The 15,342-nt window shown below is 62.6% G+C and carries 14 protein-coding genes, 1 tRNA gene and 1 riboswitch; of the genes, 5 read left to right on the plus strand and 10 right to left on the minus strand.

Annotation, left to right across the window (positions count from 1 at the left end):
• The first annotated feature begins 57 nt into the window (after window positions 1-57).
• Complete coding sequence (locus EP376_RS10105; protein WP_127655416.1) at window positions 58-300, plus strand: GlsB/YeaQ/YmgE family stress response membrane protein; 243 nt, start codon at window positions 58-60, stop codon at window positions 298-300.
• A 4-nt stretch (window positions 301-304) separates the two neighbouring features.
• Here EP376_RS10105 and aroC read toward each other — a convergent pair whose 3' ends face one another.
• Window positions 305-1,417 (minus strand): chorismate synthase, encoded by a 1,113-nt coding sequence (gene aroC, locus EP376_RS10110; protein WP_127655417.1) that lies wholly within the window; start codon window positions 1,415-1,417, stop codon window positions 305-307.
• A 158-nt stretch (window positions 1,418-1,575) separates the two neighbouring features.
• Window positions 1,576-1,681, plus strand: a riboswitch (TPP riboswitch).
• Between the two features lie 41 nt (window positions 1,682-1,722).
• On the opposite strand from aroC, the gene thiB reads away from it, so the two are divergent.
• The 3 genes from thiB to EP376_RS10125 are packed head-to-tail and all read left to right on the plus strand — an operon-like array spanning window position 1,723 to window position 4,944.
• Window positions 1,723-2,706: a thiamine ABC transporter substrate binding subunit gene (gene thiB / locus EP376_RS10115; RefSeq protein ID WP_127655418.1), complete on the plus strand. Its 984-nt coding sequence runs from the start codon at window positions 1,723-1,725 to the stop codon at window positions 2,704-2,706.
• A complete protein-coding gene (locus EP376_RS10120; RefSeq protein WP_127655419.1) occupies window positions 2,682-4,226 on the plus strand; it encodes a thiamine/thiamine pyrophosphate ABC transporter permease ThiP in 1,545 nt (514 codons plus the stop codon). Before thiB ends, EP376_RS10120 begins: the two co-directional genes overlap by 25 nt.
• The gene (locus tag EP376_RS10125) at window positions 4,213-4,944 is read left to right on the plus strand and encodes a thiamine ABC transporter ATP-binding protein (RefSeq protein ID WP_127655420.1); all 732 of its coding nucleotides are present in this window, start codon (window positions 4,213-4,215) and stop codon (window positions 4,942-4,944) included. The genes EP376_RS10120 and EP376_RS10125 overlap by 14 nt, the downstream gene beginning before the upstream one ends.
• A gap of 68 nt (window positions 4,945-5,012) precedes the next feature.
• On the opposite strand, the gene EP376_RS10130 is transcribed toward EP376_RS10125, so the two are convergent.
• Genes EP376_RS10130 through petA form a run of 3 tightly spaced genes read right to left on the minus strand, consistent with a single transcriptional unit; the run spans window position 5,013 to window position 7,824 of the window.
• A complete protein-coding gene (locus EP376_RS10130; protein ID WP_127655421.1) occupies window positions 5,013-5,885 on the minus strand; it encodes a cytochrome c1 in 873 nt (290 codons plus the stop codon).
• A gap of 18 nt (window positions 5,886-5,903) precedes the next feature.
• A complete protein-coding gene (locus EP376_RS10135; protein WP_127655422.1) occupies window positions 5,904-7,253 on the minus strand; it encodes a cytochrome b in 1,350 nt (449 codons plus the stop codon).
• Between the two features lie 10 nt (window positions 7,254-7,263).
• Window positions 7,264-7,824: a ubiquinol-cytochrome c reductase iron-sulfur subunit gene (petA, locus tag EP376_RS10140; RefSeq protein ID WP_127655423.1), complete on the minus strand. Its 561-nt coding sequence runs from the start codon at window positions 7,822-7,824 to the stop codon at window positions 7,264-7,266.
• A gap of 332 nt (window positions 7,825-8,156) precedes the next feature.
• On the opposite strand from petA, the gene EP376_RS10145 reads away from it, so the two are divergent.
• Entirely contained in the window at window positions 8,157-8,804 is a 648-nt protein-coding gene (locus EP376_RS10145) for an outer membrane protein (RefSeq protein ID WP_255519435.1), read from the plus strand.
• 28 nt (window positions 8,805-8,832) lie between these two features.
• Here the strand turns inward: EP376_RS10145 and EP376_RS10150 are convergent.
• The 6 genes from EP376_RS10150 to EP376_RS10180 form a co-directional block, all read right to left on the minus strand.
• A tRNA-Pro gene (locus EP376_RS10150) sits at window positions 8,833-8,909 on the minus strand.
• Window positions 8,910-8,959: 50 nt separating this feature from the next.
• Complete coding sequence (locus EP376_RS10155; protein WP_127655425.1) at window positions 8,960-9,940, minus strand: DMT family transporter; 981 nt, start codon at window positions 9,938-9,940, stop codon at window positions 8,960-8,962.
• A 140-nt stretch (window positions 9,941-10,080) separates the two neighbouring features.
• On the minus strand, window positions 10,081-11,187 hold the full coding sequence (gene leuB, locus EP376_RS10160) for a 3-isopropylmalate dehydrogenase (protein ID WP_127655426.1): 1,107 nt from the start codon (window positions 11,185-11,187) through the stop codon (window positions 10,081-10,083).
• Between the two features lie 69 nt (window positions 11,188-11,256).
• Entirely contained in the window at window positions 11,257-12,156 is a 900-nt protein-coding gene (locus EP376_RS10165) for a LysR family transcriptional regulator (protein WP_127655427.1), read from the minus strand.
• 867 nt (window positions 12,157-13,023) lie between these two features.
• Window positions 13,024-14,226 carry an endonuclease/exonuclease/phosphatase family protein gene (locus EP376_RS10175; RefSeq protein WP_240652459.1) on the minus strand — a complete coding sequence of 401 codons (1,203 nt, stop codon included), beginning with the start codon at window positions 14,224-14,226 and terminating at the stop codon, window positions 13,024-13,026.
• On the minus strand, window positions 14,184-15,035 hold the full coding sequence (locus EP376_RS10180; protein ID WP_127655927.1) for a hypothetical protein: 852 nt from the start codon (window positions 15,033-15,035) through the stop codon (window positions 14,184-14,186). Before EP376_RS10180 ends, EP376_RS10175 begins: the two co-directional genes overlap by 43 nt.
• Window positions 15,036-15,342: the final 307 nt, after the last annotated feature.

Here is a 15,342-nt window from a genome sequence, read left to right on the forward strand (position 1 = left end):
GTTGAACGGCCCGCCGGGATGCCCACCTTTGTCCCATACCAGACGGAGGACGACATCATGGGCCTTGGACTGATTGCATCGCTGATCGTGGGCGGGCTTGCCGGATGGATCGCCAGTTCGGTGATGAAAGCCGAAACAGGCATACTGGCCAATATCGGGCTGGGCATTCTGGGGGCAATCATCCTGAACGGAGCGCTTGGCCTGATTGGCATCTATGCCGAACGGGCGTTCCTGCCACAGCTCGTGGTGGGCGCGGCGGGGGCGTCGGCGCTGATATGGATCGCGCGCAAGCTGCGCTAACCTGTCAGGCCCCGTCGCCGATCTTGCCGCGCACACCGCCGGTCTGCGCCCTGTCCAGAAGCAAGTGGTCAAGCACCACGCAAGCCATCATCGCCTCGCCCACCGGCACGGCGCGAATCCCGACACACGGATCATGACGGCCCTTGGTCACGACTTCGGTCGGGGTGCCGTCTATGCGGATCGACTGCCGCGACGACAGGATCGACGAGGTCGGTTTCACCGCGAACCGCACGACGATGTCCTGACCCGTCGAAATGCCGCCGAGGATCCCGCCCGCGTGGTTCGTTGAGTACTCGGGCCCGGTTTCACCCATGAAGATCTCATCGGCATTGTCTCGCCCGGTCAGCGCGGCTGCGGCCATGCCCTCACCGATCTCGACGCCCTTGACGGCATTGATCGTCATCATGGCTGCCGCCAGATCGCTGTCGAGCTTGGCATAGACCGGCGCGCCGATCCCCGCCGGCACACCACGGGCGACAACTTCGATCATCGCACCCACGGAATTGTGGTCCTTGCGGCGCAGGAAATCGAGGTAATCCTCCCACTCGGCGGCGACCGCCGGATCGGGGCACCAGAAATCGTTCTGATCGATCGCGTCCCAGTCAAACCGGGTCCGGTCGATGACCTTGGGGCCCATCTGCACCATGAAGCCCTTGATGAACATGCCCGGCACAAGCGTATCGAGAACCTTGCGCGCCACGCCCCCCGCCGCGACCCGCGCCGCGGTTTCGCGGGCAGAAGATCTGCCGCCCCCGCGATAATCGCGGATCCCGTACTTCTGGTGATAGGTGATGTCGGCATGGCCGGGGCGGAATGTCTGCGCGATATCGCCGTAATCCTTGGACCGTTGATCGGTATTCTCGATCATCAGCTGGATCGGCGTCCCGGTCGTGCGCCCCTCGAAGACACCCGACAGGATGCGCACCTGATCGGGCTCCTTGCGCTGGGTCGTGTTCTTGTTCTGACCCGGACGCCGCTTGTCCAGCCACGGCTGGATATCGGCCTCTGTCAGCTCAACGCCCGGGGGGCAGCCATCTACGGTCGCGCCAAGTGCAGGCCCATGGCTTTCGCCCCAGGTCGTGACCCGAAACACATGTCCGAAGGTGTTGAACGACATCCGCGCCCTCCTTTTCCACCGCTCGGACTACGGCAAACCGTCCGGCGAGGGAAGAGCCATCCCCCACGAGGTCAGGCGGCATTTCGCCCCTGATCGACGGCCCGGCCGATATCTGACGATCCGACCGCTTGCCAAGGTCGGGCATGAACCCTAGGTTCCACCATACCTCGGGGTGCCCGCGATACGCGGGCTGAGATGCCAACCGGCGAACCCGTTGAACCTGAACCGGCTAATACCGGCGGAGGGAAGGTCATGAGTGTTACCTCACGCCCCGCCCCCGTCCGGCAACATGAGTGAGGAACCACATGAAACACCCTCTTTTCCATGTCGCAGGACTGACATTCGCAGCCTCGGCAGCAATGGCGCAGACCCCTGAACTGACAATCTATACTTACGACAGCTTTGTCACCGAGTGGGGCCCCGGCCCCGCGATCGAGGCCGCCTTCGAAGAGGTTTGCGGTTGCGATCTTGTCTTTTCCGGCCATGGCGACGGAGCGGCGCTCTTGTCGCGCCTGCGACTGGAAGGCAACCGGACCGAGGCCGACATCGTCCTCGGGCTCGATACCAACCTGACCTACGCCGCGGCAGAGACCGGGCTTTTCGCGCCGCACGGGCTCAGCCCTGATCTCGACCTGCCAGTGTCATGGGACGATCCCGACTTTCTGCCGTATGACTGGGGCTATTTCGCCTTTGTGGGCAACGAAGGCGGCCCCGCGCCATCCTCGTTCGAGGAGCTTGCCCAAAGCGACGCCAGCATCGTGATCCAGGATCCCCGATCCTCGACGCCGGGCCTTGGCCTCGCGCTCTGGGTCCAGCAGGTCTATGGCGACGAGGCGGCCGGCCTCTGGGCCGACCTGGCCGACAATGTCGTCACGGTCACGCCCGGCTGGTCAGAGGCCTATGGCCTGTTCCTTGAGGGGGAGGCCGATCTGGTCCTGTCATACACCACCTCGCCCGCCTATCATCTGATCGCCGAGGAAGATGCCTCCAAGATCGCGCTGCGCTTCGACGAAGGCCATTACATGCAGGTCGAGGTGGCCGGGATCGTGGCATCGACGGATCAGCCAGATCTGGCGCGTCAGTTCATGGAGTTCATGGTGTCGGACGCGTTCCAGTCGGTCATTCCGACAACGAACTGGATGTTCCCGGCGGTCATGCCCGAAGGCGGTCTTCCCGAGGGCTTTGGCACGGATATCGACCCCGAAACAGCCCTTCTGCTGCCCGCGGATGCGGCCGCAGCCCTGCGCGAATCGGCGATCGATGCATGGCGCACGGGTCTGAGCCAATAACGCGCGGCCTGCCCCTCTGGCCCGGCAGGATCGCTGCCGGGCTGGTTCTGCTGCTGACGCTCGGCACGCTTCTGGCCGTCGGGCTCAGGGCGGGGTCCGCCGGCCGCTTTGGCGTCGCGGATTGGGCCGCGATCAGGTTCACCCTCGTGCAGGCGGTCCTGTCGTCCGTGCTGTCGGTCGCCGCAGCGATTCCGGTTGCACGGGCGCTTGCCCGCAGGTCGTTTCCGGGTCGGCGGTTCCTGATCGCCGTTATGGGGGCGCCGTTCATCCTGCCAGTGGTCGTCGCGATCCTTGGCCTGTTGGCCGTGTTCGGGCGCGGTGGCGTGATCAATGACGCGCTGATCTGGGCTGGGCTGCCTGCCATCAGCATCTATGGCCTGCACGGCGTGGTGCTGGCGCATGTCTTCTTCAACCTGCCTCTGGCCGTGCGCCTGATCCTGCAGGGATGGGCCACCATCCCGGCGGAACGGTTTCGCGTCGCCGCGTCACTCGACATGTCGGTCTGGCGGTTTCTGGAATGGCCGATGCTGCGGGCGACAGTGCCGGGCATCCTTCTGGCAATCTTCCTCATCTGCCTGACAAGCTTTGCCGTCGCCCTGACCCTTGGCGGCGGGCCCCGCGCGACCACGGTCGAACTGGCAATCTACCAGGCGATCCGCTTCGAATTCGATCTGGGACGCGCCGCCCTTCTGGCGGGGGTGCAATTCACGATCTGCGCCGTGGCAGCCGCTGCCGCGTGGTGGATCGCCGTGCCATCGGCACTGGGCGGCGGACTGGACCGGGTGGTGCAACGCTGGGACACCGGGGGCTCGACCCGGTTTTCCGACGCATGTGCCATTGGCATGGCCGCGCTGTTCCTTCTGGTCCCGTTGACACTTGTGCTCTCGCGTGGCGTGACCGAGATCGCGGCGCTCCCGAATTCGGTATGGCTTGCGGCGGGCAGGTCTGTCGGGGTCGCGATCTTCTCGGCGCTGCTTTGCGTGGTTGCCGCCCTCGCGCTTGCCATGCTGCGGGGCTCTGCAGTCGCAGGGCTCGCGGGGACGCTGCCGCTTGCGGCGTCGGGGCTGGTGATTGGCACAGGCCTGTTCGTGGTGGTGCATCCGGTCATGGATCCCGCGCGACTGGCGCTCCCGGTGACAGCGCTTGTCAACGCGGCCCTCGCCCTGCCCTTCGCATATCGCGCGCTCTCTCCGGCCGTGGAGCAGGTCGAGGCGTCCCACGGTCGGCTGGCCGACACGCTCGGGGTTTGCGGGATGGCGCGGGTTCGGCTCGTTCTTCTGCCCCGGATCCGGGCGCCACTTGGATTTTCGCTTGGCCTTGCCGCCGCCCTCAGCATGGGAGATCTGGGTGTGATCGCACTCTTTGCCGGTGATGCCGAAGAAACCCTGCCACTTGCGATGTATCGCCTGATGGGCGCCTACCGCATGGATACGGCGGCGGGCGCCGGGGTCTTGCTTGTCTTGCTGAGTTTCGGCCTGTTCTGGCTTTTTGACCGAGGGGGGCGCCATGACCGCGTCTGACGGCCTGCAATTCGACCGGCTCGATTTGGGGCAGGGTGATTTTTCCCTGACGGCGGATTTCACCATGTCGCCCGGCGGTCTTGTCGCGCTGATCGGCCCTTCCGGCGCGGGCAAATCAACCCTGTTGTCCGCGATTGCCGGGTTTCTGGAACCGCGTCGCGGCCTGATCCGCTGGCATGGACAGGACATCACGCGGCTGGCCCCGGCACAGCGGCCCGTAAGCATCCTCTTTCAGGACAACAACCTGTTTCCTCATCTGCCGGTCTGGAAAAATCTCGGCCTTGCCCTCGATCCACGGCTGAAACTCTCCGAGGCTGACAGGTCACGGATCGACGAGATCCTCGACCGGCTCGGCCTTGCCGGCATGGGTGACAGGCAACCGGGCGCCCTATCGGGCGGGCAGGCAAGCCGGGCCGCCCTTGGCCGCGTTCTGCTGGCGGATCGCCCGCTTGTCCTGCTGGATGAGCCGTTCTCGGCATTGGGGCCCGGGCTCAGGCAGGACATGCTGCACCTTGCGGCCCGGATGATGGAGGAGGCCGGACGCACCGCCATCCTCGTCACCCATGACCCGGACGACGCCCGTCTTGTTGCCCAGCGCACGATGCTTGTCATGGATGGTATCGTTCATCCACCGATCGGGACCGACGCGCTTTTCGCCGATCCGCCGGATGGGCTGCGTCAATACCTTGGTCATTCGGGCGATATGTCCCGGCGTTAACCCTGGACAGGAAAAAGGCGCGCCGATAAGGCGCGCCCGATTTTTGTCGGTAACCGATCAAAACAGGATCAGCTGTCCTCGGGGTGCTTGACCGGCGCCCAGATCCGCTTGTTCGTGAGGTAAAGCAGAGCTGCCAGAACGATCAGGAAGATCACCCCGGTCAGACCGGCTTCCTTGCGGGCGTTCAGCTTGGGCTCTGCGGTCCACATCAGGAATGCCGAGACATCCTGCGCGACATGATGCAGGTCGGTCGAATGGCCGTCGGCATATTCGACGTCATCCCCGTAAAGCGGCGGCGCCATGGCGATGTAGGATCCCTCGATGGTCGGCTTTCCACTCTCGTCCTTGCAGGTCTCGGGAATGCCGCCATTGGCGAAGGCGGTGTTGTAGTAGCCGTCCATCGGCTCGCCTTCCAGGGCGCATTCAGGCTCTTCTTCATAGCCCGTCATGAGCGAGGCGATGTACTCGGCTCCGCCCATGCCCTTGAACAGCTGGTTCAGACCCGTGCCGTAAGGACCGTGGAAACCTGCCCGTGCCTTGGCCATCAGGCTCAGGTCGGGGGCATTCGACAGCTGACTTTCCGGGAAATGGTCGGACGGCGTTGCGGGACGCCAATCGCCTTCACCGTCGAACAGGGTCGGATCCCAGATCTCGTAGAATTCGGCATAGGCGCGCATCTGGTCTTCGGGAAGATGCGGGCCGCCTTCGTCCGCAAGGTTGCGGAACGCGACATAGCGTAGTCCGTGGCAGGCGGAACAGATCTCGGTATAGACCTGAAGACCGCGCTGAAGCTGCATCTGGTCATAGCTGCCGAAAGGGCCCTCGAAGGGGAAGTCGAAGTCTTCGACATGGGCTTCGCCGGCGGCGAAGGCCGGGGCGGCCATGCCGCCCGCAACCAGACCAAATGCCACGGCCGCGGAGAGTGTGATCTTTTTCATCATCGGTCTCTAGAGTCCTTTTCACTCGGCCGGGGCGGCCGCGGCGGAACCGGTGGCCTTGGCATCATTGACGCCGTAATGGGCATTGAAGTCTTCCTCGATGGTCGACGGCGGAACCGTCGGTTTCTCGATCACGCCAAGAAGCGGCAGGATCACGAGGAAGTAAGCGAACCAGTAGGTCGCACCAATCAGGGCGATGATCGGATAGATCCCTTCGGCCGGCATGGCCCCCGCCCACATCAGGACGATGAAGTCGACCACCAGCAGCGCGAACCACCATTTGAACATCGGGCGATACCGACCGGACCGGACGCTCGACGTATCGAGCCAGGGCGCAAGGGCCATGACGACGATGGCACCGAACATCGCAAGCACGCCGAAGAACTTCGCGTCGATGATGCCGAAGCTCACAAAGCTGGTCAGCTGCACGATCCAGACCGTATCATCAAAGGCGCGCAGGATGGCATAGAATGGCAGGAAATACCATTCCGGCACGATGTGGCTGGGAGTCACGAGGGCGTTCGCCTCGATGTAGTTGTCGGGGTGGCCAAGATAGTTGGGCATGAACCCGACGATCGCAACGAACACGGCCAGGATCAACGCGAGGGCGAAGAGGTCCTTGATCACGAAATAGGGCCAGAAGGGAAGCGTGTCCTTCTGGGCCTCTTCTTTCGAGGCCCGGCGCACTTCCACACCGGTCGGGTTGTTGTTGCCCGTCGAGTGGAAAGCCCAGACGTGAACGATCGTCAGGCCGAGGAGCACGAAGGGCAGCAGATAGTGCAGCGAGAAGAAGCGGTTCAGCGCAGGCTGACCAACGGCCGAAGCGCCAAGCAGCCAGGTCTGGACAGCCTCACCCACGAAGGGGATGGCGCCGAACAGGCCGGTAATCACGGCGGTGCCGTGGAACGACATCTGACCCCAGGGAAGAACATAGCCCATGAAGGCGGTGCCCATCATCAGAACGAACATCAGGATGCCGATGATCCACGTCACTTCACGCGGGCTTTTGTAGGAACCGTAGTAGAGCGACCGGAAGATGTGCGCATACACGGCAACAAAGAACAGCGATGCGCCATTCTGGTGGAAATAGCGGATCATGTGGCCGCCATTCACGTTGCGCATGATATGTTCGACGGAGGCAAAGGCCATGTCCACGTGCGGCGTGTAGTGCATCACGAGCACGACGCCCGTGGCGATCTGCATCACGAGCGTGAAGACAAGTACGATGCCCCAGATCCACATCCAGTTCAGGTTCTTGGGCGTGGGGATCATCAATGTGTCATACATCAGCCCGACGATCGGCAGGCGCTTGTGAAGCCATTTCTCGCCGGCTGTCGTCGGCTCGTAATGGTCGTGGGGGATACCAGACATAATAACCTCCTTAGCCGAGCTGGATGGTTTCTTCGTCCACGAAGGACGCGACGGGGATCGGAAGGTTCCGCGGCGCGGGACCTTTGCGGATCCGGCCGGCCGTATCGTAGTGCGACCCGTGGCACGGGCAGAACCAGCCACCGAAATCACCTTCCTCGCCGAGGGGAACACACCCGAGGTGCGTGCAGACACCCATCTGGACGAGCCATTTTCCTTCTTCGTCCAAGGTGCGGTTTTCGTCGGTCGCCGGGGCGCCCTCGTTGATGTTCTCGTTCCACGCGATCGGGTCGGGAAGCGAGTCGACATCGACCGCCCGGCCTTCTTCGATCTCATCGGGGCTGCGGTAGCGCACGAAGACAGGCTTGCCCTGCCAGAGCACCGTCAGCTGCGAGCCTTCCGAGACGCCGCTGACATCGACGCGAATCGAGGCAAGCGCCTGAACGTCGGCCGAGGGGTTCATCTGATTGATGAGCGGCCAGACGGCCGCGCCGGTCGCAACCGCGCCAGCACCAGCCGTCGCATAGTAAAGGAAATCGCGGCGTGTGCCCTGATGATCATCTGCATGTGACACGAGGGTTAATCTCCGTTTTTCAATGGCCCTGAGGCTCTTGCGAACAGGACTCCGCGGCGGATTCCGCCTGCCAGTCGCGCGCTGTTTAGCCATCCTTTGTCCTATCGTCCAGCGGACAATAGGGCGCAGGGTCTTGAGCCTTCGTTGATGACGATTCTAGTCGGGCCCGGCTGCTCATCAATTAGGCGCGCCATTCTGACGCAAGCACAGTATCCGCGCGTTCACGGCAACGTCTGTTGCCGCAATGCGGAAAATACCGTAGTTTTTCACAAGTTCTGCTGCTGAACGGTCTGGATACTGATTTGTTTGCTCTTGCGATGTCTAGAAAGGCCTTGCGCCTCGGATCGTGCGTCGCCGCGATCACGATGTCCTGCAGCCCGGCGGTCGCCGAATTCGAATTCAGCATCTATGGCGGCATTCAATCATCGCCGCATTCCCCCGTCACGATATCGGGTGACAGCACCATCGCGGATCAGGATTTCACGGCGGGATGGGAGGGACAGTCCTTCGAGCCGCCGCCCTATTACGGCATTCGCGCCACGTGGTGGCCAAGCGAATCGTTCGGGATCGGCGTCGATGTCAATCATGCCAAGGTCTATGCCGATGGCGAAACAATCGACGAGACAGGGTTTGAGCGGTTCGAATTCTCGGACGGCCTCAATATCGTGACACTCAATGCCTATCGGTCGTGGGGCCGTGCGATTGGCAATATCAGCCCCTATCTGGGCGGCGGGATTGGCGTGTCGGTGCCGCATGTTGAACTGACCGAAGGCGATTCCGAAACGTCAGGCTATCAGCTGACCGGTCCGGCTGTGGCTTGGATGGCGGGCGCGACCTTTCCACTGGGAGATCAGTGGGAGATCTTTGGCGAATACAAGGGCACGTTCTCAATGAACTCCGCCGAACTTGACACCGGCGGCACCCTCGAGACGGATATCGTCACGAATTCCATCAACCTCGGCGTCAGCTTCAACTTCTGATCCGGCAGGTCTCGCGATGTCGGGATATTGGTCGGAGTGAGAGGATTCGAACCTCCGACCCCCTGCTCCCGAAGCAGGTGCGCTACCAGGCTGCGCTACACTCCGACCGTGGCGGGGGACGTATCGCGAGATCCGGTTCTTGGCAAGCCCTCTCTTCAGCTCTGATTGCGTCGGGGCGGCCCCATTCCCGAACGCCCGGCAAGTCCGAAAAGATTGGGCTTTCGGGCAATGGTTCCGGTTTCGGGCCGTTGCCGGCTTTGCAGGACAGGGCGGTTCTGCGATGTGCCGGCCCGACTTTCGCGCAAGACGATGTAAAGGCCGCTTGCAATGATGACCGTCGCACCGATGACGGTTTGCATCCCGGGCAATTCGCCAAAGACCAGCGCGCCAAAAAGGGTCGCCCAGAGTATCTGGGAATATTGCATCGGGGCGACGATCACGGCTTCGCCTGCCTTGTAGGCCGCGATGATCAGAAGGCCGCCCGCCGATCCCAGGATCGCCATACCGGCGAAAAAGCCAAGATGGCTCAGCTCGGGCGGCTCATATACCCAGGGCAGCGCAATCGCCATGAACAGGAAATTCGCCATCATCGGATAAAGCAGCAGAACGACGGATCGTTCCTCCGGCCCGATCTTGCGCGCGATGACAGATGCCACGGCCCCGCCAAAGGCAGCAGCAAGTGCCGCGAGGTGACCCAATGTCAGATCCGCGCCGCTTGGATCGAGAACGATGATCACCCCGACAAGACCGACAAGAACGGCGATCCAGCGCCGGATACGCACCTTTTCCCCGAGGATCGGGATCGCGAGGATCGTGATCAGGAGCGGCGAGGCAAAGATGATCGCATAGACATCCGCCAGCGGCAGGACCGAAAAGGCATAGAACGCACTGATCCCCGTCAGCAGCGCGGCAGCGGTCCGCAGGGTCACCCACCATGGATGCACCGGCAGAAGCGTCCCCGGCCGCGCATCGCGCATCATGATCAGAATCGCGATCGGAAAGCTGAACAGAACCGAAAAGAAGATCAGCTGGAACGGCGAATATCCCACGCCCATCAGCTTTACGATCACGTCATGGCTTGAGTAGAGCCCGAAAGCCACCAGCGCCAGAAGCGCACCTTTCAGATTACCACTCATGGTAGGATACCCATCAACTCGGATTTTGACCGACTCGACAAGGTGCGCCCGTGCTTGTCAACGCCCCGCGGGCAACTTCGCCATCCGGCGACGCCATTGGCCCCGCGGACTTGCGTCCGGCAGGGCCAATCGCAGACATGTCAGAGGCTCGCGTCGAGCGCCGCGACGATCGCGTCGCCCATCTGCTTGGTGGTCACGGGATCCTTGCCCTCTTCGCCCAGAAGGTCGGGCGTCCGATATCCATCGGCCAGAACGGTATTCACCGCATCTTCAAGGCGCGTGGCCTCGTCGCCCTTGTCGAACGAGTAGCGCAGCGCCATCGCAAAGCTCAGGACACAGGCGATCGGGTTGGCCTTGCCCTGACCCGCGATATCGGGTGCCGAGCCGTGCACCGGCTCGTAGAGTGCCTTGGGCCGGCCATTGGCCATCGGTGCGCCCAGTGACGCCGACGGCAACATGCCAAGTGATCCGGTCAGCATCGCGGCGGCGTCGGACAGAAGGTCGCCGAACAGATTGTCCGTCACGATCACGTCGAACTGCTTGGGCCAGCGGCACAGCTGCATGGCGCCTGCATCCGCATACATGTGGCTCAGCTCGACATCGGGGTATTCCCGCTCGTGAACCTCGGTCACGACCTGGCGCCACAGGACGCCTGATTCCATGACATTGGCCTTCTCCATCGAGCAGACCTTGTTGCTGCGCTTGCGGGCCAGCTCGAACGCGGAACGGGCGACGCGGGCGATCTCGCTTTCCGTGTAGCGCTGGGTGTTGATGCCCACGCGTTCGTTGCCCTCGGTATGGATGCCGCGCGGCTCACCGAAATAGACGCCCGAAGTCAGTTCCCGGATGATCATGATGTCGAGGCCGGCAACCACGTCACGCTTGAGCGAGGAAAAATCGGCCAGCGCATCGAAACACTGCGCCGGGCGCAGGTTTGCATACAGGTCCATCTCCTTGCGGAGCCGCAGCAGCCCGCGTTCCGGCTTTACGCTGAAATCCAGATCGTCGTATTTCGGGCCACCAACTGCGCCCAGAAGAACCGCATCGACCTGTTGGGCCTTTTCCATGGTGGCATCGGTCAGGGGGGTGCCATGCGCATCATAGGCGCAGCCGCCAACGAGGTCTTCGGACACATCGAATTCGAGGCCGCGCTTGTCGCCGAACCAGCCGATGACTTTCTTGACCTCGTCCATGACTTCGGGGCCGATGCCGTCGCCGGCAAGGATAAGGAGAGAAGGGTTCGCCACGGGAAGGCTCCTTTGGGACAATTGAGCGTGAAGTGTTCCGCAGCGGCGTAGCCCCTTGCCCGAAGGCGGTCAAGTTTCGGCAGACCGGCAAAGCGCCCCGAGGTCGTCGGCAAGCCTGTCCCAGACCCGCCTGACCCGTGCGGAGCGACGCATCGCCTCATGCGCCGTCAGCCAGACCTCGAGAGGTGGCAGCGGAAGCCCGATATCAATCTCCACGAGTTCGGGATCGGACAGACCGACGACCGCCTGACCGAACCCGATGCCACATCCCGCCCGGACGAGCGCCCAATTGGCGAGGTTGTTGTCGCAACGGACACCGAACCAGCCTCGTTCAGCCGGCAGGCCGGCCATTCGCATCCCCGAGATGATCGCCTCGTTCGCATCATAGCCCACTATATCGTGCCGCCGGAGGTCATCGGCCGAACGCGGTGTTCCGCGTTCGTCGATATAGCGGCGTGCAGCAAACATCCTGATCGGAAGATCACCCAAATGGCGGGTCACAAGATCAAGCTGGGTCGGGCGATACATACGTATCGCGATATCCGCCTCGCGAAACAGCAGGTTCGATGTCAGATCAGATGGCACAAGTTCGATCTGGATCTCGGGATGGGCCGTGCGGATCCGGGCGATCATCGCGGGCAAGTGAAAAAACGACAGCATCTCGCTTGCGGTGACGCGGACCGTTCCCGAAAGATCGGCCTCTCGCCCAGCGGCTGCGAGGGCTATCCCGTTCACGGCCTCGCGCATCTGGCGGGCACGGGGCAGGATCGTCAGCCCCTCTTCCGTGAGCGACAGGCCCTTGGGATGCCGCTGAAACAGCTCGAGCCCGAGGTCCTGCTCAAGCGCGGCGATATGGCGGCCAAGGGTTGGCTGGCTCGTCCCAAGAACGCGGGCCGCCTCCGACAGGCTGCCGCCTTCGGCAACGGCAAGGAATGCCTCGAACAGGGACCAGTTGGGTGTTTTCTCCATTCATTATTGAATGTCCGATATCCGATTTCTGTCAATGTCTTTTCGAAATGGTATGGGGGATAGAGGTCTCACCTTTTCAAGGAGACCCAGACAATGACCGGAACCGTCCTCATCCTCGGCCCTTCGGGCAAGATCGGAACCCATGCCATCCGTGCCTTCGAGGCGCGCGACTGGACGATCCGGCGCTATACGCGCGGAACAGACATGACCACCGCTGCTCAGGGCGTCGATGTGATCGTCAACGGGCTGAACCCGCCCAAGTATCACGATTGGGCGAACCAGATCCCGGCCATCACGGCACAGGTCATCGCCGCCGCCAAGGCAAGCGGGGCGACAGTGCTCATTCCGGGAAATGTCTATGTCTTCGGCGAAACGGGCGGATCATGGGACGAGACAACGCCCCATCGCGCAACATCCCGAAAGGGCCGCATCCGGATCGAGATGGAGGAGAGCTATCGCCGCTCTGGCGTTCGGACGATCATCCTGCGCGCCGGAAATTTCATCGACCCCGACGCGAACGGGGACATCTTCTCCCTCGTCACGGTGCCCGACCCGTCGAGGCGCAGGATCACCAGCCTTGGCGATCCCACCGCCATGCAATCGTGGGTCTGGCTCCCCGATTGGGCCCGCGCCGCGGCGCAACTTGCCGAAATGCGGGGTGAGCTTGCCCAGTTCGAGGATGTGCCGATGCCGGGGCTGACCTTTTCGCATGAGGAACTGGCCAAGGCTTTGTCTGACGCAACGGGTCAGACCTTCCGGGTCAAGCGGTTCCCATGGCTGATGATGCGGATCACCGCGCCGTTCTGGGAACTCGCGCGCGAGATGGTGGATATGCGGGCTCTCTATGATACGCCGCATCGCCTTGGATCAGCGAAATTCGACCGATTGCTCCCGGATTTCGGGGCCACATCCCTCGATACTGTCCTGACCCGCCGCGTGCTGGGTGCGCAGATCAACCCAGACCATGCGGTGCGGGCCGGCGGCAAGGCCATCGTCACCGAGTAGCGCGCGTTCGGGCGCATCCCGCGCGGGCCAGAAGACGCCGGCGCCCGCAGCCTCAAGATTTGTCGACGGCAGGACATAGCTCACCCTAAGGTTACCGGGGGCGCCGTCGGGCCAATCGGCAGTATCAAGGGCGGGGTCGCCCCGGTGATCAGGATCGGCGGCCTCTGAACCGCCGACCGAGGCCGGGGCGGGGTCGATCAGCCTCGGGTCATCGAGAACGCCTTGCATGGCAGCGTGATCGCCATCGCCATCGGCCGGATCGAGGTTCGAATTCCCGATCACCACAAACCTGTCCGCGAGAGACCCGACCTTGCCATCCATCACATGGCCCCAGAGCCGCAATTCATCCCGCGCCCGAAGGCCGTTGCGATCCTCGGGCCCGTCGAAGACCGGCGGCGTCGCCGACCACGCCAAGAGATCGACACGCACACCATCGACCAGGACCGACACGATCCAGTGCGAGGTCGAGGACAGGCGCTGAACCTCCTGCGCCTCTGTTGACGGAAAGGCGGACCCATCGGGCCAGCGTGGCAAGCGCGCGCCGGGGATCTGCGCCCAGATCAGGTGGGACAGGTCCTGCACCGCACAAATCGGGTATCGGGACAGCACCGCAAGTCCCGACTGCCCGGTGAACCATCCGAAGCCCTGCGCATCGCGCGGCTCCCCAGACCGGCCATTGCCATCCAGATCGAACCCCGTCTCTAGCCCGGCATTTCCTGCACCGGCATATTGGTAAGGATAATCAAGACCGTCTTCCCGCAGCGCTGCGGCAAAGGCCGTCAAAGCGGCATTGTCCGCGTCCCAATCCATCGCGGTCAGAACGACGATATCGGCGGACACCTCGGTCAGGACGGAGATTGTGGCCGCGATCTGATCATCGTCGCCCCGAAGAATGTCGCGCAGAAGAAGCCCCGGGCCGTCCCGGCTGAGCGCGGCAGCATAGGTTGCGATGCGGACGACATCGTCGGGTTTGCCCTGTGCAAAGGTTTGCCCGGAGGCAAGCAGGACAAACAGCGCCGCGATCAGGAAACGGCGAGCGATTCCTGACCGGCCTGATTGGCGGATTTGGCGTGGGCGCGTTCGCGCTGACGGCTGATCATCTCGGCCACCCGGCCAAGGGCGATGCCGCGCATCAGAAGGCTCGCAGGAAGAAACGCCCATGCTGTTATCGTCCAGATCAGGGTATGCGGATTCGCAAGGTTGATCGGATCGATGAAATCCGAGGCCAGCTGTACAACGGCCGGGATAATGAAAGGCAGCAGGAACCCTAAGATAAGGTTAAGCTGGGCGTCCCGATTGAGGCGGCTGACCACGTCGCCGCCCGCCGTCGGATCGAAAGTCGGCAGGTTCACCCAGACATTGAAACTACCGGAATGGGCGGGCCAGCTGCGGATACGAATGTAGAAAAAGAAGATCGCGAGCGACAGGATCGAGATCAGGTAGCTGAGCCCGGCCGCCACCCGGACGCTCTCCACCAGAGCCGCGTCTGCGTTGGGCGGCAACATCAGGACGATCAGGCGCACGGGAGAATAGGGAAAGTCGATCGCGTCACCGATGATCGTGCCGGTGGTTTGCGAAAGCTTCGTCAAAGTCGTGGGTTCGACTTCGCCGCGCAGAATCAGACTCAGGCAGAAGACGGTGACGAACAGCGCGCCGAACCGAAGTCGGTTGAATGGCGGCGCGTCCCTGAATTCGACGAGGCTGGGGTAATGCGACTGGTATTCAACGATCGTGAAAATCGCGGCAATCAGCGCCACGAGGGCGACCGTCTGCGCCGTATTGCTGGTCGTTCCGGGTAGAAGGACCGACGGCAATGCAATCAACAACACTACCAGTACGGCCCGCAGGATTGCTCCTGAAAGTCGGCTCAACATCATGCCTCTGTCCTCAATCCGGCCAGGGGCGGTGCTTTGCCGCCCACTTGTTCCAGGTTGATTGCGCCGAAAGACGCTCTGCCTCAGTCTCGCCATGTTTTAGCCCCGCTCCGAAAACCCGGACAACGTCCATTAGGTAATGCTTAACGAACGGGGCAGTTTTGCGGCCAAGATGGTGCGGGAATGCAACCATTTTGCAGCTTTGGCGCGGCTCTGTGCGATCACTAACAATATGTTCCCGACCCACACTCGGCGTAACCTTCATATGCCCCAATCGTGCATATATAGCGGTTCTCCGCCGCGCCCT

This window comes from Alexandriicola marinus, from assembly GCF_004000435.1.
GTDB classification, from domain to species: Bacteria; Pseudomonadota; Alphaproteobacteria; order Rhodobacterales; family Rhodobacteraceae; genus Alexandriicola; species Alexandriicola marinus.

Excerpts from the sequence above, each read along its gene's own strand:
- EP376_RS10105 (WP_127655416.1), top strand. The coding sequence starts at position 58 with ATGGGCCTTGGACTGATTGCATCGCTGATCGTGGGCGGGCTTGCCGGA.
- aroC (WP_127655417.1), bottom strand. The coding sequence starts at position 1,417 with ATGTCGTTCAACACCTTCGGACATGTGTTTCGGGTCACGACCTGGGGC.
- thiB (WP_127655418.1), top strand. The coding sequence starts at position 1,723 with ATGAAACACCCTCTTTTCCATGTCGCAGGACTGACATTCGCAGCCTCG.
- EP376_RS10120 (WP_127655419.1), top strand. The coding sequence starts at position 2,682 with ATGGCGCACGGGTCTGAGCCAATAACGCGCGGCCTGCCCCTCTGGCCC.
- EP376_RS10125 (WP_127655420.1), top strand. The coding sequence starts at position 4,213 with ATGACCGCGTCTGACGGCCTGCAATTCGACCGGCTCGATTTGGGGCAG.
- EP376_RS10130 (WP_127655421.1), bottom strand. The coding sequence starts at position 5,885 with ATGATGAAAAAGATCACACTCTCCGCGGCCGTGGCATTTGGTCTGGTT.
- EP376_RS10135 (WP_127655422.1), bottom strand. The coding sequence starts at position 7,253 with ATGTCTGGTATCCCCCACGACCATTACGAGCCGACGACAGCCGGCGAG.
- EP376_RS10155 (WP_127655425.1), bottom strand. The coding sequence starts at position 9,940 with ATGAGTGGTAATCTGAAAGGTGCGCTTCTGGCGCTGGTGGCTTTCGGG.
- EP376_RS10165 (WP_127655427.1), bottom strand. The coding sequence starts at position 12,156 with ATGGAGAAAACACCCAACTGGTCCCTGTTCGAGGCATTCCTTGCCGTT.
- EP376_RS10180 (WP_127655927.1), bottom strand. The coding sequence starts at position 15,035 with ATGTTGAGCCGACTTTCAGGAGCAATCCTGCGGGCCGTACTGGTAGTG.